This window comes from Acinetobacter johnsonii CIP 64.6 (assembly GCF_000368045.1).
Classification (GTDB): Bacteria; Pseudomonadota; Gammaproteobacteria; order Pseudomonadales; family Moraxellaceae; genus Acinetobacter; species Acinetobacter johnsonii.
In genome coordinates this window covers 855,931-874,237 of the sequence record NZ_KB849236.1, presented here as the reverse complement: position 1 = coordinate 874,237, position 18,307 = coordinate 855,931, and the positions used below count along the sequence as shown (strand labels likewise).

The following is an 18,307-nucleotide window of genomic DNA, read 5'->3' as shown; positions in this document are numbered from 1 at the left end:
CTAAATCATTTATACGGTGCATTTGCTACACAGTTTTGAAATGTGAGCCACCCTTGTTCATCGATATTTTGATAGAAATCTTACACATATCTCCCTTCAACATGACTATAAGAGCTTTCTCAGCTCAAAAAAAGTATAAAACCGTAAGCCCATAGCTCATAAGCTCACTTTTCTGAAAGATGTCCTGAGATTAAACCCTTATGGCACATCCATTTGATAAATAAAAAGTTATGTCGAATACTCAAAGCAATTTAGCAGTATTTTGTTTCGAATTTAACCATAAGTGTACTTTTTATTGATTGAACGTTCAATCAATAAAAAGTATCATAAAAAAATGCTATGATGCTTTCCATGTAAGTTATTGAATCTAACGCCTTTAAATTTAAGGCAAATTGTTCTGGATTGTCATGAATAAACGTAGAGTAAAACCTGAGCATGAGCGCCGTGAAGAAATCATTAATGCTGCCTATGCAGTCATTTATGAAGTGGGCTTATCCAACACCACTATTGCTCAAATTGCGAAAAAAGCACAGCTTTCTACGGGCATTGTGAGTCATTATTTTGGCGATAAACAAGGCCTCATTCACAGTTGCATGCGCCAAATGCTCAATGTCTTAGCCAAGACTACGGCGAGCTATAAAGCAAAGGTGACGCAGCCCAGTCCAGAACATTCGCTCAAAGCGATTATTGATGCCAACTTTGACATCAGTCAGGTCAACAACACTGCTATGCGGGTTTGGCTGGATTTTTGGTCTGCCAGTATGCACCTACCCGACTTAGGTCGACTGCAACGAATTAATGACCAACGTCTTTATTCAAATTTGAAGTTTCATTTCTTGCAGCTCATGCCAAAGGCCCAAGCAAGCCAAGCCGCTAAAGGGCTAGCAGCACTGATTGATGGCTTATGGTTACGTGGAAGTTTAAGTGGTCATCAAGCATTTGATCGTGTTTTGGCACGTTCTATTGCATACGACTATGTCGATATGCAACTTCGCTTAATTCAACAGATACGGCAGGAACAACAAAATGAATAATGTACAGCTTCACTCGCTTTATATTCACGGACAATATTTCAGTGCTACCAGTGGTCAAACCTTTGACAGTATCAATCCTGCTACAGGTCAGGTCATTGCCACTATTCAGCAAGCCTCTAAAGCTGATGTCGATTCAGCCGTACACAGTGCTGTACAAGGGCAGCGAAAATGGGCTGCCAAAACAGCGGTCGAACGTGCCCGTATTTTACGTCGTGCAGTCGATATTTTACGCGCTCGTAATGACGAATTAGCACGCCTAGAAACACTGGATACAGGTAAAGCGTTCAGTGAAACCTCTACCGTCGATATTGTCACTGGTGCAGACGTTTTAGAGTACTACGCGGGACTTGCAACTGCCATTCAAGGTGAACAAGTGCCGCTACGTGAAAGTAGTTTTTTCTACACGCGCCGTGAACCTTTAGGTGTGGTGGCAGGCATTGGTGCTTGGAATTATCCCATCCAAATAGCACTTTGGAAATCAGCTCCGGCCCTCGCTGCTGGGAATGCCATGATTTTTAAACCCAGCGAAGTGACCCCTCTTACCGCCTTAAAGTTGGCAGAGATCTACACTGAAGCAGGCGTACCCGCTGGGGTTTTCAACGTGGTACAAGGTTTTGGTGCTGAAGTCGGTCAATGGTTGACTGAACACCCAGATATCCAAAAAATTTCGTTCACAGGTGGTGTGGCAACGGGTAAAAAGGTCATGGCCAGTGCTGCGGCTTCTAGTCTCAAAGAAGTCACCATGGAGCTCGGTGGCAAATCACCTCTCATCATTTGTGCCGATGCCAACCTTGATCGCGCAGCCGATATTGCGGTAATGGCGAACTTCTTTAGCTCAGGTCAAGTATGTACCAATGGCACCCGTGTGTTTGTACCGCAAACCCTCAAGACTGCATTTGAACAAGCAGTGATTAAGCGTGTAAAACGTATCCGCATAGGTGACCCGATGCAGGTTGAAACCAACTTTGGACCTTTAGTCAGCTTTCCGCATATGGAAAAAGTCTTGTCTTATATTGAGTCAGGCAAACAACAAGGTGCGACCTTATTGACTGGTGGACAACGTGCCACTGAAGCAGCACTTGCTCAAGGTGCATATGTATTACCGACCGTTTTCACCGACTGCCATGACGACATGCACATTGTGCAAGATGAAATCTTTGGTCCTGTCATGAGCATTTTAAGCTATGACAGTATTGAAGAAGCCGTTCAACGTGCCAACAAGACCAGTTATGGGTTAGCTGCGGGTGTCGTAACACAAGATATTTCCCAAGCGCATCGCATTATTCATCAGCTTGAGGCAGGTATTTGCTGGATCAATACTTGGGGTGAATCCCCTGCTGAAATGCCTGTAGGTGGTTATAAACAGTCGGGCGTTGGACGTGAAAATGGCATCACCACACTTGAACACTATACTCGCATCAAATCGGTTCAAGTTGAACTGGGTGAATACCAAAGTATTTTTTAAAGTCTGAATTTTAACTATCTAAATCCTTACTCCATTTTTATTTATTCTTTTTTTATCCTCAACTCAACATGTAGCCACGTTCTCTTGCAACGTGGCCCTGCCATAGAAAAAGGATCATTATGCATTCTCAACACTACGATTATATTATTATTGGCGCAGGCTCAGCAGGTAATGTACTGGCTGCTCGCTTAACCGAAGACCCCGATGTTTCGGTACTGTTACTCGAAGCAGGCGGACCTGATTATCGCCTCGACTTTCGCACTCAAATGCCTGCAGCTTTGGCTTATCCCTTACAAGGGCGTCGTTATAACTGGGCATATTTAACCGACCCAGAACCCCATATGAACAACCGTCGTATGGAATGTGGTCGCGGCAAAGGCTTAGGCGGTTCGTCCCTCATTAATGGTATGTGCTATGTCCGTGGAAATGCCATGGATTTAGAACAATGGGCCAGCCTTAAAGGTCTTGAAAATTGGAGCTATGCGGACTGTCTGCCTTATTACAAAAAAGCTGAAACCCGTGATATTGGTGGCAATGATTATCATGGCGATGCTGGCCCTGTTTCTGTTGCCACGCCTAAAGCAAACAATAATGTTTTATTCCACGCCATGGTTGAAGCGGGTGTGCAAGCAGGCTATCCACGCACCGATGACTTAAATGGTTATCAACAAGAAGGTTTCGGCCCAATGGATCGAACCGTAACCCCTAAGGGTCGACGTTCAAGCACCGCACGTGGCTATTTGGATATGGCCAAAGGTCGCGCGAATCTAAGCATTATTACCCACGCCATGACCAATCAAATTTTGTTTAGTGGCAAACAAGCCATTGGTGTTGAATATATTCAAGGTGCTAATCAAAACAACTTGCTTCAGGTCTATGCCAATAAGGAAGTTCTACTTTGTGCAGGGGCGATTGCATCACCGCAAATTTTGCAACGTTCAGGTGTGGGTTCAAGCACTTTACTTCAATCTCTCGACATTCCAGTCGTGCATGACTTACCGGGCGTCGGTGAAAACCTACAAGACCATTTAGAAATGTACTTACAATATAAGTGCAAGCAACCTGTTTCTCTCTACCCTGCTTTAAAATGGCAAAATCAACCTGTGATTGGTGCAGAGTGGTTGTTTAACGGAACAGGGATTGGAGCAAGCAACCAGTTTGAAGCAGGTGGCTTTATTCGATCATCTAAAGAGTTTGCTTGGCCAAATATTCAATACCACTTCTTGCCTGTTGCGATTAACTATAATGGCAGCAATGCCGTCAAAGAGCATGGCTTCCAAGCCCATGTCGGTTCGATGCGCTCACCTTCACGCGGTCGAGTACAGGTGACATCTAAAAACCCTTTCGATCATCCAAGTATTTTATTTAACTACATGTCGACAGAACAAGACTGGCAGGAATTTCGTGATGCCATCCGTATTACTCGTGAAATCATGCAACAACCTGCGCTTGATCCTTACCGTGGCGAAGAAATCAGTCCCGGAAAAGATGTGAGTAGCGATGCTGAATTAGACGAATTTGTACGCAATCACGCCGAAACGGCTTATCATCCATCCTGTAGTTGTAAAATGGGTGAAGATGATATGGCGGTAGTTGATGGACAAGGTCGCGTGCATGGCCTGCAAAGTTTACGTGTGGCGGATGCATCAATTATGCCGCTGATTATCACGGGTAACTTAAATGCAACCACTATTATGATGGCTGAAAAAATCGCGGATCAAATCCGTGGCCGCCCAGCCCTACCTCGCTCTCATGCACCTTTTTATCAAGCTGAAACTGAATAATTTTTAATAGCTCAGCGCCTGACTTTAATTATCTTTAAAATAATAAGGTCAGGTGATTATTCATTTTTTCTTAAACAACAGTGCTGCGTTTTGTATAGACAGTGCTATTCCTATTAACATCCAATTTATACATTTTAGCTTTTAAAAAATTGAATGCCTGTATATATATTCAACATCAATATCTTAAATATCAAATCTTAACAAAAATAAAAAACAATAAAAACAATGATTAATGTTACACATCACTCATATTTATAGTTTAACTCAACTCATTTACAATAAAAATTACTAAGTCAATACATATTTAGTCTAAAATATTCATAAATCAGAACTGTGTGATAGGCTCAAAAATTATATTTTTTGTGCGCTTTTCAGCTTTTAAGTATTACTTCAACTATACCAAGCTGATCATTTATAAGCAGCTCTATCATTCTTCTTATTTTTATTCTATTCGCTATAAAGCGATCCAAAACCTGCTCCCCAAGGTCATAATCGCATGAACAAATTTTTAAAATACCTTTTGGTATTGATCGTACTGCTTATTATTGCAGTCGTAATTTTCTTATTTAGACCTATCACGTCTAAAAAAATTCAAACCACCAGCAATGAGCCTGTTGTTGACGCAGTCTTAGTCGGCGGTGGGATCATGAGTGCAACTTTAGGCACATATCTAAGCGAGCTTGAGCCAAACTGGCAAATTCGCATGTATGAACGCCTAGACAATGTTGCACAAGAAAGCTCAAACGGCTTCAACAATGCTGGCACAGGCCACTCTGGCTTTATGGAAATGAACTATACCTCTGAAAAAGATGGGAAAATGGATATTTCTAAAGCTGTGAACGTTGCGGAACAATTTGAAGTTGCAAAACAGTTCTGGTCTTATCAGGTGAAAGAAGGCGTTTTGGGTCAACCAAATAACTTTATCAATCCTGTGCCGCACATTGCCTTCGTTTGGGGCGATAACGTAAATTTCCTAGAAAAACGTTATGCTGCAATGGTTAAAAACCCAATGTTCTATGGCATGAAATTCTCTGAGAATCCTGCTGAAATTAAACAATGGGCACCATTGGTAATGAATGGCCGTGATGCTGCACAGAAAGTAGCTGCAACACGCATGGATGTAGGTTCGGATGTAAACTATGGCTCGATCACCACTCAATTGGTTGATCACCTTAAAAAACAATCTAACTTCAAACTACAAACATCAACTGAAGTGACTGGCATTAGCCAAAACGATGATAAAACTTGGACTGTTGCATTTAAAAACCTCACTACAGGTAAAACAGATCACGTCAAAACGCGCTTTGTCTTCATTGGTGCAGGCGGTGCAGCGGTTAAACTTTTACAAATGACAGGCTTACCAGAAGCGAAGCAATATGCTGGCTTCCCTGTAGGTGGCGTGTTCTTAATGACCGACAACCCGAAAGTCACTGAAGGTCATACTGCAAAAGTTTATGGTCGTGCTGAATTAGGCGCACCGCCAATGTCTGTTCCACATATTGATACACGTTATATCGACGGTAAAAAATATGTGTTGTTTGGTCCATTTGCAACTTATTCAAACAAGTTCTTAAAACAAGGTTCTCAGCTTGATTTATTGAAATCAACCACTAAGAACAACGTTTTACCAATGACCGCTGTGGGTATGGAAAATCTTGATTTGGTGAAATACTTAGTTAGCCAAGTCATGATGACCGATGAAGACCGTTTTAATGAGTTGAAAAAATACTATCCTGATGCAAAACCAGAAGACTGGCGCATGAATCAAGGTGGTCAACGTGTTCAAATCATTAAGAAAGAACCAGGCAAACCTGCAAGCTTGCAATTTGGTACCGAGATTTTTGCATCACAAGATGGTGCTGTGACTGCCCTATTAGGTGCATCTCCTGGTGCTTCAACTTCCCCTTATATTATGTTGAGCTTGCTTGAAAAAGCATTCCCTCAGCAAGTAGCAGGTAAATGGAATCCGAAATTACATGAAATTGTAAAATCGTACCAACAAGAACTCAGCACTAATCCTGTGCTTCTTGACCAAGTTCGCCAATACACCAGCACAACCCTTGGTTTGAAATATACACCTATGGCTAAAGCTGCAAATGACGAAACTATTGCGGTAGCAAAAGCACAGTAATCTGCTTTAAACCCTAAAAAGGATGGACTTTGCACCATCCTTTTTTTAATTCATATTTGAAACTATTCTGTTTATGTCGCTTTTCCATTCCGACGCTTTTTTGGCTTTTCGTTCACGTGATTTTTCACTTCTGAGTGTCAATCAGTTGTGCTTAATTCTAGCCATCATGATTCAAGAAGTCGTTATTGCCTATAGCGTCTACCAACTCACTCAGAATCCACTCAGCCTTGGCATGATTGCCTTAATTGAGTTACTTCCCTTTATTTGTCTCTCCCTGATTAGTGGCGACTGGGCTGACCGCTATAACCGACAAAAAATTGTGCAGTGGAGTTTTAGCTGTAGCACTTTAATTCCATTATTATTTATTGTTCTTTTTTCTCAGTACCAACAACAGCACATTCAACAAAATACACTTTTATGCGGCATTTATAGCCTCATCTTTTGCTTAGGCATACTTAGAGGCATTTACAGCCCATCATTTAATTCATTACGCCCTTTTCTAACCCCAGAGTCAGCCTATAGCAATGCAGCCACATGGACCGCGCTCATTTGGCAAATAGGCGGCATTTTAGCGCCTTTATGCGCAGGACTTTTACTCGGCCAACTTGGGCTTGAAAAAACTCTCTTTATCGTTTTTCTGTTATGTTGCGTGGGTAGCAGCTGCTTATTCGCATTAAGCGCTCGCGACTTCCCAAGCCCACATAAACAACATTTAAGCAAAAGCTTAAAAGAAGCCTATTTGTTTATCTTTAAACATCCACTAATGTTTTGGAGTATGTTACTTGACCTTAGCGCCATGCTTTTTTGTAGTGTCATTATCTTACTGCCTATTTTTGCACACGATATCCTTCATCTAGGCGTTGAAGGCTTAGGTGTACTCAGAGCAGCACCAGCCATTGGGGCCTGTATCATGATGTTGGTGCTTACCTGTTATTCTCCGATGCAAAATGCATGGAGAAACATGCTCTATAGTAGTTTTGCAATTGCTTTGTGCACTTTAGCCTTCGCACTATCCTCCCATATTTGGCTCTCAGTCATCTTCCTTGTTTTGATCGGTGCCTTTGATAGTATCAGCATGGTGATTCGACAAATTTTATTACAGCAACTCCCACCTAAAGTACTATTAGGGCGTGTAGCCGCTTTAAATGGCATCTTAGTGACTTCAGGCAATCAACTCGGTGCCTTACACATGAGCCTAATGACGCGTTATTTTTCAGTAGTGCCAGCAGTATTTATTGGCGGGATGCTGTGTTTAATGATATGTGGTTTAAGCTCTATCCGTACTCGACATTTATTCAAAGCATCTCCAACACGAAGAAAACATACGACCGTGGAAAAAAGTGAATAGCATGTTAAGCTTCAAATCCTCTTTAAATATGATGTGAGTTTCCAATAGAGCAAATTATGAAACAGATTCTCCCCTTTTCACACACACTCTATGCCAAACTCTATTCTTTCGTACTATCCGTGTTGTTGGCTTATTGCCTATTCAATGCAATCTATAGTGTGATTATTGGTGGAAAAAGTGCATACCTTTTCAGTAGTCTGATTTTAATATTTCAAACAATTACTGTTTTTAAAGCATCTGTAAATAAAAAGATCTATAACTACATGGGATTGATTGGACTCATTCTAATTCTGATTTATCTCAATGATTGGAGGCTTCTTTCTCAGTATGAAAGTATTACCATTCTTCCCTCAGTCATACTCAGCGCACTTAGCTTAGGCTATTTTTCACAGCAGCACTTGCATTTAAATCTATTGAAGGCGGCTTTAATTTTTGGGCTTTTAGTACTAGCCTATACGCAATACCATGACTTGAATACTCTACAAAACTATTATAATAGCCTGCATACAGGTGAAACATGGCAGCAATATGGTGCTTTATAAAGATCAAAAAAACCGTTAGAGTTTTCTTCTTATTTTAAGCACAAAAAAGCCAACAATATCGCTGGCTTGATTCTTTTAGACTTTAGCGATGAGTATGAATCGACATCACGATGCCCATGCTCGCTAGCATGGTAATCACCGCGGTTCCGCCATAACTCATCAGTGGCAATGGATCACCTGTTACAGGTAAAATCCCGCTCACCATCCCAGAGTTTAACAATACAAAGAAAAAGAACGTTAAGCCCACAGCACCCGCATATAAACGTCCAAAATTATGGAAGCTGTTCATACCAATAATCAAACAACGAATGATAATGGCTGCAAACAAACTAAACAGCAAGAACACCCCAATAAAGCCAAACTCTTCTGCATACGTCGACATAATGAAGTCGGTATGGTGCTCAGGCAAATACCCCAAATGTGACTGTGTACCCTCTGTAAAGCCCTTCCCCATTAAGCCACCTGAACCAATAGCGATTTTGGATTGGATAATATTCCAACCGGCACCCAATGCATCCGACTCTGGGTCAAATAAAGTGAGCACTCGCTTTTTTTGGTACTCTTGCAAAAAGAACATCCAAAGTAAGGGAGCCACAACAGCCAATGCGCCACAAGCCAAAGCAATGAGCCGCCAAGAGATACCGCTGAGGAAAATGACGCACACACCAGGAATCAAGAGACCTAGGTTTAAGTCGGGCTGTAAAGCCGCCAATAAAAATGGCAACATCATAATGCCCAACGAAATCACAATATGCATAAACTTAGGCGGGAATGCGCGGCCTGCAAAGTACCACGCCATCATCAAAGGCATGGCAAACTTCATAAACTCAGAAGGCTGCATGCTACCAATACCCGGTAGACTAATCCAGCGTCTGGCTCCCATGCGGGTTTCCCCCACCACCAAAACCAATACCATTAAAATCACAGCAAAGATGAAAAAATAAGGACTAATGGCCTGATAGACTTTGGGTGGAATTTGCGCACAGATAATCATCACAATGAAACCCACAGCAAAGCTTGTGGCTTGGCGAAACACCATGCCCATATCTTGCGCTGAAGCACTATAAATGACCAACAACCCCAACACGGCGTTTAAAATCAGAAAGCATAAAAGCCATGGATCTAAATGCAATTTAGCCCAGCGAGATGAGTCATGTTTAATGCTTCTACCGTCACGTAAAGACTGACGTAAAAAACGATACTGCTGTGATGGTATCATTTGCGTAAATTGAATGAGCTAAAGACAGGGCAAATTATAAGTTCAAAGTGTTTTAGATAACATCATTCAAACCCATATTTCTGTAGTTTTAGCTCAATAAATCCAAATAATTTTTTATTGTGCCGCCAAAATCAGGCGCGCAAGCTCAAGGTCATCTGGATAGGTAATTTTAATATTATCGGAGCGCCCTTGTACGACTTGAACCTTCTCACCAACAAACTCTAAAGCACTGGCTTCATCTGTAATTAAGGCTTGTGCCTCTAGTGCATGTTCAATTGCGTTTTTCAGTACCCCCAGTTTAGCAATCTGCGGAGTTTGTGCCTGCCAAAGCTGTGAGCGATCAACGGTTTCTTGAATATCTTGCGCTGAGGCTACACGCTTTAACGTATCTCTAACAGGAATAGCTAAAATCGCTCCGGTATTGGACTGAATAGCACTATCAACCAGTCTCACTAAACAATCCTGCGTGACACATGGACGTGCTGCATCATGCACAAAGACCCAGTCGTCAGCATCAGCGATTGTGGAAAGATAGTTGAGCGCACTGAGCACTGAGTCTACACGCTCAGCACCACCTTTACAAAAATGTGCTTTTTCCATGTTGGTAAAAGGCAAACTTTGAGCGACATCATCATCTGAACCAATCGCCAAAACATAGCCCTGCAAGGGCAATTGATTAAGGCGTAAAACCGTATGTTCAAGTACGGTCTTTTGTCCAATCATTTGATATTGTTTTAGTTCAGTTTTAGAAAAGCGACTACCCGAGCCAGCAGCAGGAATAATAGCCCACAATTTATGGGGTAGCTGGAGGGGTTTCAGGCTCATCGTCTTCATTGGTTCTCAAATCAATTTGGGCGTTAGGATTAATATAAACAGGCTTATATTGAGTACTAATGGTACTCATTTGAATAAACGTTTCTCGGGGTTTGATTAAACCCAAATCTAGACGCGCATGCTCTTCAATGGCTTCAATACCATTTTTCAAATCATACACTTCTGCCGCCAAGACACGATTACGTTCTTTTAAGTCGTTATTAATTTCAGTTTGTTGTTGGATTTTTTGTGTGAGTTGTAAATGGTCTTGATAACCACCCTCACCAAACCAGTATAAATACTGAAACCCTGCGATCAAAATGATCGCAAGGCCTAGTAGTACTTTACTCATCAACGAGTCGAATACATTGAACATTGACATCAGTCGCTTAGTTTAAACCTTTAAACTCAGCTTTACCGCGGTAAGCAGCATTTGTCAATTCTTCAATACGAAGCAATTGGTTGTATTTCGCAACACGGTCAGAACGGCACAGTGAACCTGTCTTGATTTGACCAGCAGCAGTACCCACCGCAAGATCTGCAATCGTAGAATCTTCAGTTTCGCCAGAACGGTGTGAAATCACTGTAGAGTAACCATTTTCTTTCGCAAGATAGATTGCATCTAGAGTTTCAGTCAACGTACCAATTTGGTTGTATTTGATTAAGATAGAGTTACCTACTTTCTCATTAATACCACGTTGTAAAATCTTAGGGTTTGTAACGAACAAGTCATCACCCACCAATTGGATTTTATCACCAAGGATAGACGTCAAATAAGACCAGCCTTCCCAATCTGATTCATCTAAACCATCTTCAATTGAGATAATTGGATATTGGTTGACAAGGCCCGCTAAATAGTCAGAGAACTGGTTGCTTGTGAATGCTTTATTGCCTTCACCAGCAAGGATGTACTGACCATTTTTGTAAAATTCTGAAGATGCACAGTCAAGAGCAAGCATAATGTCAGAACCTGCTTTGTAACCAGTTTGACCAATCGCTTCAAGAATAACAGTGATCGCTTCTTCGTTTGAACGTAAGTTCGGTGCAAAACCACCTTCATCACCCACAGCAGTGTTTAAACCTTTTTTGTTTAAAACTGATTTTAGAGAATGGAAGATTTCAGCACCTGCACGCAATGCTTCAGAGAATGAAGTGAAGCCTACTGGCTCAATCATGAACTCTTGAATATCAACATTGTTGTCTGCATGCGAACCACCATTGATGATGTTCATCATTGGTACAGGCATAGTCAAAATGGTTTGACCACGTAAGTCTGCGATGTATTGGAAAAGAGGAATTTTCTTTTCATCAGCAGCAGCACGTGCAGCAGCTAGTGATACCGCTAAAGTTGCATTCGCACCCAATTTTTCTTTGTTTTCAGTACCATCAAGTTCGATCATCGTGTTATCGATGTCTTTTTGTTCAAATACTGATTTGCCCACTAAAGCATCACGGATAATCGTGTTTACGTTGTTAACCGCAGTTTTAACACCTTTACCCAAATAGCGTGCTTTGTCGCCATCACGAAGTTCTAAAGCTTCACGAGAACCAGTTGAAGCACCAGATGGTGCACATGCACGGCCAACTACGCCAGATGCTAAGATTACGTCTGCTTCGATGGTTGGGTTACCACGAGAGTCCAAAATTTCACGTGCACGAATGTCAACGATTTGGCTCATGAACAATTCCTCAGTTGATTAATAACGAGATGCTTTAGATGGCATCAATGAGTTTATAATTTAGTGTGTATCTAGCTTTTGGAAGCCTTTAACCAAGGTATCCAATTCTTTTAGCTGCGCCAAGAAAGGCTCAAGCTGAGACATACGCAACGCGCATGGTCCATCACACTTGGCTTTTTCTGGGTCTGGATGCGCTTCCAAGAATAAACCTGCTAGACCTGTTGCCATTCCCGCGCGAGCAAGTGTCGTGATTTGCGCGCGACGACCGCCCGCAGAATCCGCACGACCACCCGGAGTTTGAAGCGCATGGGTCACATCAAAAAACACAGGAACATTCATTTCTTTCATGATGTCGAAGCCCAACATGTCTACAACCAAATTGTTGTAACCAAATGCCGAACCACGTTCACAAATAATGAGCTTGTCATTCCCTGCCTCTAAACACTTATGCAAAATATGGCGCATTTCATGAGGTGCAAGGAATTGTGCTTTTTTGATGTTAATGATGGCATCAGTTTTTGCCATCGCTTCAACCAAATCAGTCTGACGACTTAGGAAAGCAGGAAGTTGGATAATATCCGCAACTTCCGCTACAGGTGCAGCTTGGTAAGGTTCATGTACATCAGTAATGATGGGTACATTAAAATGTTTTTTAATGTCAGCTAACCACTCAATCCCTTTTTCTAGGCCCGGCCCTCGAAACGAGTTCAAGCTTGAACGGTTGGCTTTATCAAAACTGGCTTTAAATACGTAAGGAATCTGCAAACGCTTGCAGATATCAACATAGGTCTCTGCAATTTCAAAAGCCAAATCTTTAGACTCAAGTACGTTCATGCCGCCGAATAGTACAAATGGCAAGTGGTTTGCCATTTGTATATCGCCTAAACGTACAATTTCTTGTGGTTTTAATTGTGACATTTAAACTTCCTAGTTTATTGCTTAACCCAAATTACTTCGCTTTTTTGTACTGTGCTTTCGCAGCATCAATAAAACTAGCAAATAATGGGTGTCCATCACGTGGTGAACTTGTAAATTCCGGGTGGAATTGTACAGCAATAAACCAAGGATGTTGAGGAATTTCAACTGTTTCTACTAAGTGCTGTACAGGTGAATAGCCCGAAATTTTCATGCCAGCTTCTTCAAGCGCTGGAATAAAACGGTTATTCATCTCATAGCGGTGACGGTGACGTTCAATAATATCTGCTGAACCATACACTTCACGTGTTTTAGTGCCTTCAACCAATTCTGATTTTTGAGCACCCAAACGCATCGTACCACCAAGATCAGAGTCAACATTACGCTGTTGAACTTCACCACGTTCATCTAACCATTCAGTGATTAGACCAATCAATGGAGACTTAGTCGAACGGTTGAATTCAGTCGAACTCGCGTCACTAATACCCACGACATTACGTGCATATTCGATCACAGCCAACTGCATACCTAAACAAATACCCAAGAATGGAACACCGTTTTCACGTGCGAATTTAATCGCTTGCATTTTCCCTTCAGTACCACGTTCACCAAAACCGCCCGGTACCAAGATTGCATCCATATCTTTCAATACTTCATTGACATCTTGGCTTTCAAGTTCTTCAGCATTGACATAGTCAATTTGAACTTTAACGCGATTCTGAATGCCCGCATGTAAAAGCGCTTCATTCACAGACTTATACGCATCTGGAAGCTCAACATACTTACCCACCATTGCAACACGTACAGTGTATTCAGGGTTTAGCAGTGCTTCTACAACATTGTCCCAATCTGTTAAATCAGCTTCAGGTAAGTCATTGAAACCAAAACGCTCACAGATCAAGTCGTCAACATTTTGTTCATAGAACGTACGCGGAATTTGGTAAATGCTGCGTGCATCTTTACACACCACAACTGCACGTGCTTCAACGTTTGTGAACAAAGCAATTTTACGGGTCGTGTCTGCATCAACATCATATTCAGTACGACAAATTAAAATGTCTGGCTGAATACCAATCGATAACAATTCTTTTACCGAGTGCTGAGTTGGTTTAGTTTTCAACTCTGCCGCAGATTTGATATATGGAAGCAAAGTTAAGTGCATAAGCATAGTACGCTTATGACCTAGTTCAACCATAAGTTGACGTACAGATTCCATGAATGGGAGAGATTCGATGTCACCTACTGTGCCGCCAATTTCAACAATCGCAACGTCATAACCTTCGCCTGCGCGAAGTACACGTTCTTTGATGTTGTCTGTAATATGTGGAATAACTTGAACAGTTCCACCAAGGTAGTCACCACGGCGTTCTTTATTTAAAACGTCTTGGTATACGCGACCAGAAGTAAAGTTATTTAACTTGGTCATTTTCGCACGACGCAAGAAACGTTCGTAATAACCCAAGTCTAAATCGGTTTCTGCACCATCCTCTGTGACAAAAACTTCACCATGTTGGAACGGGCTCATAGTCCCTGGATCGACATTAATGTATGGATCCATTTTTACCATGGTTACTTTTAATCCACGGGCTTCTAAAAGCGCAGCAACTGAAGCAGCTGAAATACCTTTACCTAGTGATGAAACTACACCACCAGTCACGAAAATAAAATGGGTCATTGGGTTTCTCGTACAATCGAGCCTAATTCGGCCTGCAATGTTGCGCAATTTTACTTTACCTTGTACCAATAAAGCAAAGTCAATCCGCATCAATTCATAGAACAATAAACAATTGGATATTCTATCAGCATTTGGCAGATAAAATTAAGCTAAGTTCATAGGATTTTCATCTTGCATTTTGCTGTTATAATGGCACGATCCTTCAAACACTCGATTTTATGTAATTATGAATAAAAAACTTTTAATTTGTGGTGCCATTGCAGCAGGCTTACTATTAACAGCATGTGTAAAGAAAGAAGCGCCTAAAGAAGATGAACAAGAACAAGTTGAAGTCGTCACTACAGAGCAACAACAAACTGTTGAACTTCAACCTTTAGCAGCATCTGAGCCTGAGATTCCAGCGCAAGTTGAAGTGATTCGCGAAGAAACGCCGAATACAACTACTGAAATCCGTCGTGAAACGCCAGCACCTGCTCCAGCAGCTCAGCCTGCACCTAAAGCAGAAGCACCAAAAGCTGAAGAAAAACCAACGCAAGCACGTCCAAGTAATACAAACCCAAATACGCAAACTGAAGACGATGCGGTTGCAGCAGCCATTGCAGCAGCGACACCAGCTTTAGAAAACTAATCATCGCTATTTAGATGATTAAAAAACCCGATTGATATCGGGTTTTTTTAATGCTGGCTTATAAATAGGCTTTTAATTTTTCTGCAAGAAAGTCGATAAACAAGCGAATACGCTTTGGCACATAATTCTGTTGATAGTAGACCGCATGTATTTTCTGCTCTTTGATCTGAATTTGATCTTCCAACAAAGCAATAAACCGCCCATCTTGAATATCTTGCTCGACCATAAAGCGTGATAAACAGGCAATCCCTGCCCCCTGCAATGCCAACTGACGAACCGTTTCACCATTTGAACATTTAATTTTAGCCTGAATAATTAAAGGCTCATCCTCCAACTGAATAGGCCACGTATTTAAATATGCAGGCTGACTAAAACCAAGCAAAGTATGTGAGCTTAATTCTGCTGCATTTTTAGGTAGACCATGTTTTTGCGCATAAACAGGACTAGCCACAATATATAAACGGCTTTTACAAAGCAGCTTGGCATGTAAGCTGGAATCCGCTAACTCACCAAACCTAATCGCGACATCGGTTTTATGTTCAAGTAAGTCTATAACCTGATCGTGATTGGTAATTTCTATATCAATTTTTGGGTAGCGCTGCATAAACTCTTCAATCAGCGGCACTATCACATGCAGCACAAAAGGCGTTGCTGAATCAATCCGAATTAAACCAGATGCCTCAGCATCATTATTTTGCAGACTTTCTTCAGCTTCGGTCAGATCGAGTAAAATTTTACGCGCCTTTGCCAAAAACTGCTGTCCTTCATAGGTCAGCTTGAGCTTCCGTGTCGTTCGTTCCAGCAAAGTCACATTCAACTTTGACTCCAAACGTTGCAAGGCACGGCTGACACCCGATGTGGTTTGATCCAATTGCTGCGCAGCTTTGACGATAGAGCCACTATCAACAATGCTTACAAAAGCCGTTAATTCTTCTATGCTTGATTTCATGTGTAATTATTGATTAATAGTCAATAATATTTTGCAAATTACCCAGTTTTTAAGCAAGTCTTTTTTCTACAAAATAGCCTCATTCCATGAAACAAATTATCGAGTAAGAAATGAATATCGTTCCTCAATTCGGCCTAGGTACTTTCCGTTTAACAGGTGACACTGTCATTGAGTCTGTGAAAACTGCGCTAGAAGTCGGTTATCGTGCAGTCGATACTGCACAAATCTATGGTAATGAAGCTGAAGTTGGTCAAGCCATTGAACTCAGTGGTATCAATCGTCAAGATCTTTTTCTCACTACAAAAATCTGGACGGAAAATTACTCAGCAGAAAAGTTGATTCCAAGCTTAAAAGAAAGTTTGCATAAACTAAAAACCGATACAGTGAATCTAACCTTGATCCACTGGCCTGCCCCAAGTACAGGTGTGAACATTACAGAACTCATGCAGAACCTATTGGAGGCAAAACAACAAGGTTTGACCGAATACATTGGTATTTCTAACTTCAATATTGAGCTGACTCAACAGGCGATTGAGAGTATTGGGCTAGAAAACATCGCGACCAACCAAATTGAACTCAGTCCTTACCTACAAAACCATCAACTGGTTGATTTCCTCCAAGCGCAAAACATTGATGTCACTTCATATATGACACTGGCTTACGGTAAGGTTTTGAATGATCCTGTTTTAATGCACATCGCGCAGCAACATCAGGTATCAACTGCACAAATTAGCTTGGCTTGGCCATTACAACGTGGTTTTGCAGTCATACCTTCTTCAACCAAACGTGAACACTTGATGTCCAACTTAAAGGCGCAAGAGATTCAACTGTCGACTGAAGAAATGATGGCAATTACGCAATTAGACCGAAATCAACGTGAAGTTAGTCCTGAGGGATTAGCACCGATTTGGGATTGAGCATCACTATGAAAATTAATTTTCCACTTTTGGCGCTTGCGGTGGGTGCTTTTGCCATTGGAACCACCGAGTTTTCACCCATGGGCTTTTTGCCTGAAATTGCCAACGATTTGTCCGTTTCAATTCCACAAGCTGGACTGCTGATTAGTGCCTATGCAGTAGGTGTCATGATTGGGGCTCCGCTCATGACCTTATGGCTGGCACGCTTTCCTAAGAAAACAGCTTTAATCCTATTGATGGCTATTTTCACGATTGGGAATGTGTTGGCAACCGTTGCACCTGATTATATGAGTCTCATGGGTGCACGTTTAATTACCAGTTTAAACCATGGTGCATTCTTTGGCTTAGGTTCGGTGGTGGCAGCCAGTGTTGTGCCTAAAGACAAACAAGCCAGTGCAGTCGCCATGATGTTTATGGGCCTCACCATTGCCAATATTGGCGGTGTGCCACTTGCGACGTGGCTCAGTCAAAATACCAGTTGGCGCATGGCTTTTGCTGCGATTTCAATCTTAGGCATCATGACCATGTTGGCCCTATGGAAAGCACTCCCGCAAGATCACGATGTGGTTAAACCGAATGTAGCAAAAGAATTGCGCGTTTTAACACGTGCGCCTGTCGTCCTCGCTTTATTAACCACAGTCATGAGCGCGGGCGCCATGTTTGCGTTATATACCTACATTGCTCCGAGCCTACACGTATTTATGCAGGCATCACCGCAAACCATCACCTTGATGTTGGTTTTAATCGGGATCGGTTTCTCCATTGGTAATCATTTGGGTGGAAAGTTTGCCGATCTATCCCTAGAGAAAACCCTGATAGGCTTCCTTGTACTTTTGATGGTGATGATGCTTGTTTTCCCAGTATTAGCGCAAACAACCGTTGGGGCAGCGATTGGCTTAGTGATTTGGGGTGCAGCAGCATTTGCGGTAGTACCTCCACTGCAAATGCGCGTCATGTCAGTCGCAGCAGATGCGCCTGGTCTCGCCTCTTCAGTTAACATTGGCGCGTTTAACTTAGGCAATGCCTTAGGTGCCTTTGCAGGTGCAACGGTACTGAGTATGCAACTCAGCTATGCAGCAGTTTCATATGCAGGTGCCGCACTCAGCTTTATGGCCTTGATCTTGGTCTTACTGCAAATGAAGTTCGGTCTTAGCAAGAAAGCCTGTGGAGCCGTTTAAGCCTTTACACTGCTGAACCAATCAAAAAAA

General features: G+C 41.9%; 16 protein-coding genes. 9 read left to right on the top strand and 7 right to left on the bottom strand.

Annotated elements, in window-relative coordinates; genetic code table 11:
- Positions 1-407 precede the first annotated feature (407 nt).
- The 6 genes from betI (at position 408) to F986_RS15295 (ending at position 8,304) form a co-directional block, all read left to right on the top strand.
- Positions 408-1,034 carry a transcriptional regulator BetI gene (gene betI / locus F986_RS15320; RefSeq protein WP_004696646.1) on the top strand — a complete coding sequence of 209 codons (627 nt, stop codon included), beginning with the start codon at positions 408-410 and terminating at the stop codon, positions 1,032-1,034.
- Positions 1,027-2,499: a betaine-aldehyde dehydrogenase gene (gene betB / locus F986_RS15315; protein WP_004696645.1), complete on the top strand. Its 1,473-nt coding sequence runs from the start codon at positions 1,027-1,029 to the stop codon at positions 2,497-2,499. Before betI ends, betB begins: the two co-directional genes overlap by 8 nt.
- Positions 2,500-2,618: 119 nt before the next feature.
- Entirely contained in the window at positions 2,619-4,283 is a 1,665-nt protein-coding gene (gene betA, locus F986_RS15310) for a choline dehydrogenase (RefSeq protein ID WP_004696643.1), read from the top strand.
- 496 nt (positions 4,284-4,779) lie between these two features.
- Positions 4,780-6,414 carry a malate dehydrogenase (quinone) gene (gene mqo, locus F986_RS15305; protein WP_004696642.1) on the top strand — a complete coding sequence of 545 codons (1,635 nt, stop codon included), beginning with the start codon at positions 4,780-4,782 and terminating at the stop codon, positions 6,412-6,414.
- Between the two features lie 73 nt (positions 6,415-6,487).
- Positions 6,488-7,762 (top strand): MFS transporter, encoded by a 1,275-nt coding sequence (locus F986_RS15300; RefSeq protein WP_004696640.1) that lies wholly within the window; start codon positions 6,488-6,490, stop codon positions 7,760-7,762.
- Between the two features lie 56 nt (positions 7,763-7,818).
- Entirely contained in the window at positions 7,819-8,304 is a 486-nt protein-coding gene (locus tag F986_RS15295) for a hypothetical protein (protein ID WP_004696639.1), read from the top strand.
- Positions 8,305-8,386: 82 nt separating this feature from the next.
- Here the strand turns inward: F986_RS15295 and rodA are convergent, their stop codons facing one another.
- From rodA to F986_RS15265, 6 genes are all read right to left on the bottom strand, one after another.
- Positions 8,387-9,523 carry a rod shape-determining protein RodA gene (gene rodA / locus F986_RS15290; RefSeq protein ID WP_004696637.1) on the bottom strand — a complete coding sequence of 379 codons (1,137 nt, stop codon included), beginning with the start codon at positions 9,521-9,523 and terminating at the stop codon, positions 8,387-8,389.
- Between the two features lie 114 nt (positions 9,524-9,637).
- Positions 9,638-10,357 (bottom strand): 2-C-methyl-D-erythritol 4-phosphate cytidylyltransferase, encoded by a 720-nt coding sequence (ispD, locus tag F986_RS15285; RefSeq protein WP_004696634.1) that lies wholly within the window; start codon positions 10,355-10,357, stop codon positions 9,638-9,640.
- Positions 10,317-10,718 (bottom strand): septum formation initiator family protein, encoded by a 402-nt coding sequence (locus tag F986_RS15280; RefSeq protein ID WP_078388790.1) that lies wholly within the window; start codon positions 10,716-10,718, stop codon positions 10,317-10,319. Before F986_RS15280 ends, ispD begins: the two co-directional genes overlap by 41 nt.
- 7 nt (positions 10,719-10,725) lie before the next feature.
- A complete protein-coding gene (eno, locus tag F986_RS15275; protein WP_004696631.1) occupies positions 10,726-12,015 on the bottom strand; it encodes a phosphopyruvate hydratase in 1,290 nt (429 codons plus the stop codon).
- Positions 12,016-12,075: 60 nt separating this feature from the next.
- Entirely contained in the window at positions 12,076-12,933 is an 858-nt protein-coding gene (kdsA, locus tag F986_RS15270) for a 3-deoxy-8-phosphooctulonate synthase (RefSeq protein ID WP_004696630.1), read from the bottom strand.
- 31 nt (positions 12,934-12,964) lie between these two features.
- Positions 12,965-14,605, bottom strand: a complete 1,641-nt coding sequence (locus F986_RS15265; RefSeq protein WP_004696627.1) for a CTP synthase — start codon at positions 14,603-14,605, stop codon at positions 12,965-12,967.
- A 226-nt stretch (positions 14,606-14,831) separates the two neighbouring features.
- Here F986_RS15265 and F986_RS15260 point away from each other — a divergent pair, with 226 nt between their 5' ends.
- A complete protein-coding gene (locus F986_RS15260; protein WP_004696625.1) occupies positions 14,832-15,233 on the top strand; it encodes a hypothetical protein in 402 nt (133 codons plus the stop codon).
- 58 nt (positions 15,234-15,291) lie between these two features.
- On the opposite strand, the gene F986_RS15255 is transcribed toward F986_RS15260, so the two are convergent.
- Positions 15,292-16,182 (bottom strand): LysR family transcriptional regulator, encoded by an 891-nt coding sequence (locus F986_RS15255; protein WP_004696624.1) that lies wholly within the window; start codon positions 16,180-16,182, stop codon positions 15,292-15,294.
- 110 nt (positions 16,183-16,292) lie between these two features.
- Here F986_RS15255 and dkgB point away from each other — a divergent pair, with 110 nt between their 5' ends.
- Complete coding sequence (gene dkgB, locus F986_RS15250) at positions 16,293-17,099, top strand: 2,5-didehydrogluconate reductase DkgB (protein WP_004696621.1); 807 nt, start codon at positions 16,293-16,295, stop codon at positions 17,097-17,099.
- 8 nt (positions 17,100-17,107) lie between these two features.
- Positions 17,108-18,277, top strand: a complete 1,170-nt coding sequence (locus tag F986_RS15245) for an MFS transporter (RefSeq protein ID WP_004696618.1) — start codon at positions 17,108-17,110, stop codon at positions 18,275-18,277.
- Positions 18,278-18,307: the final 30 nt, after the last annotated feature.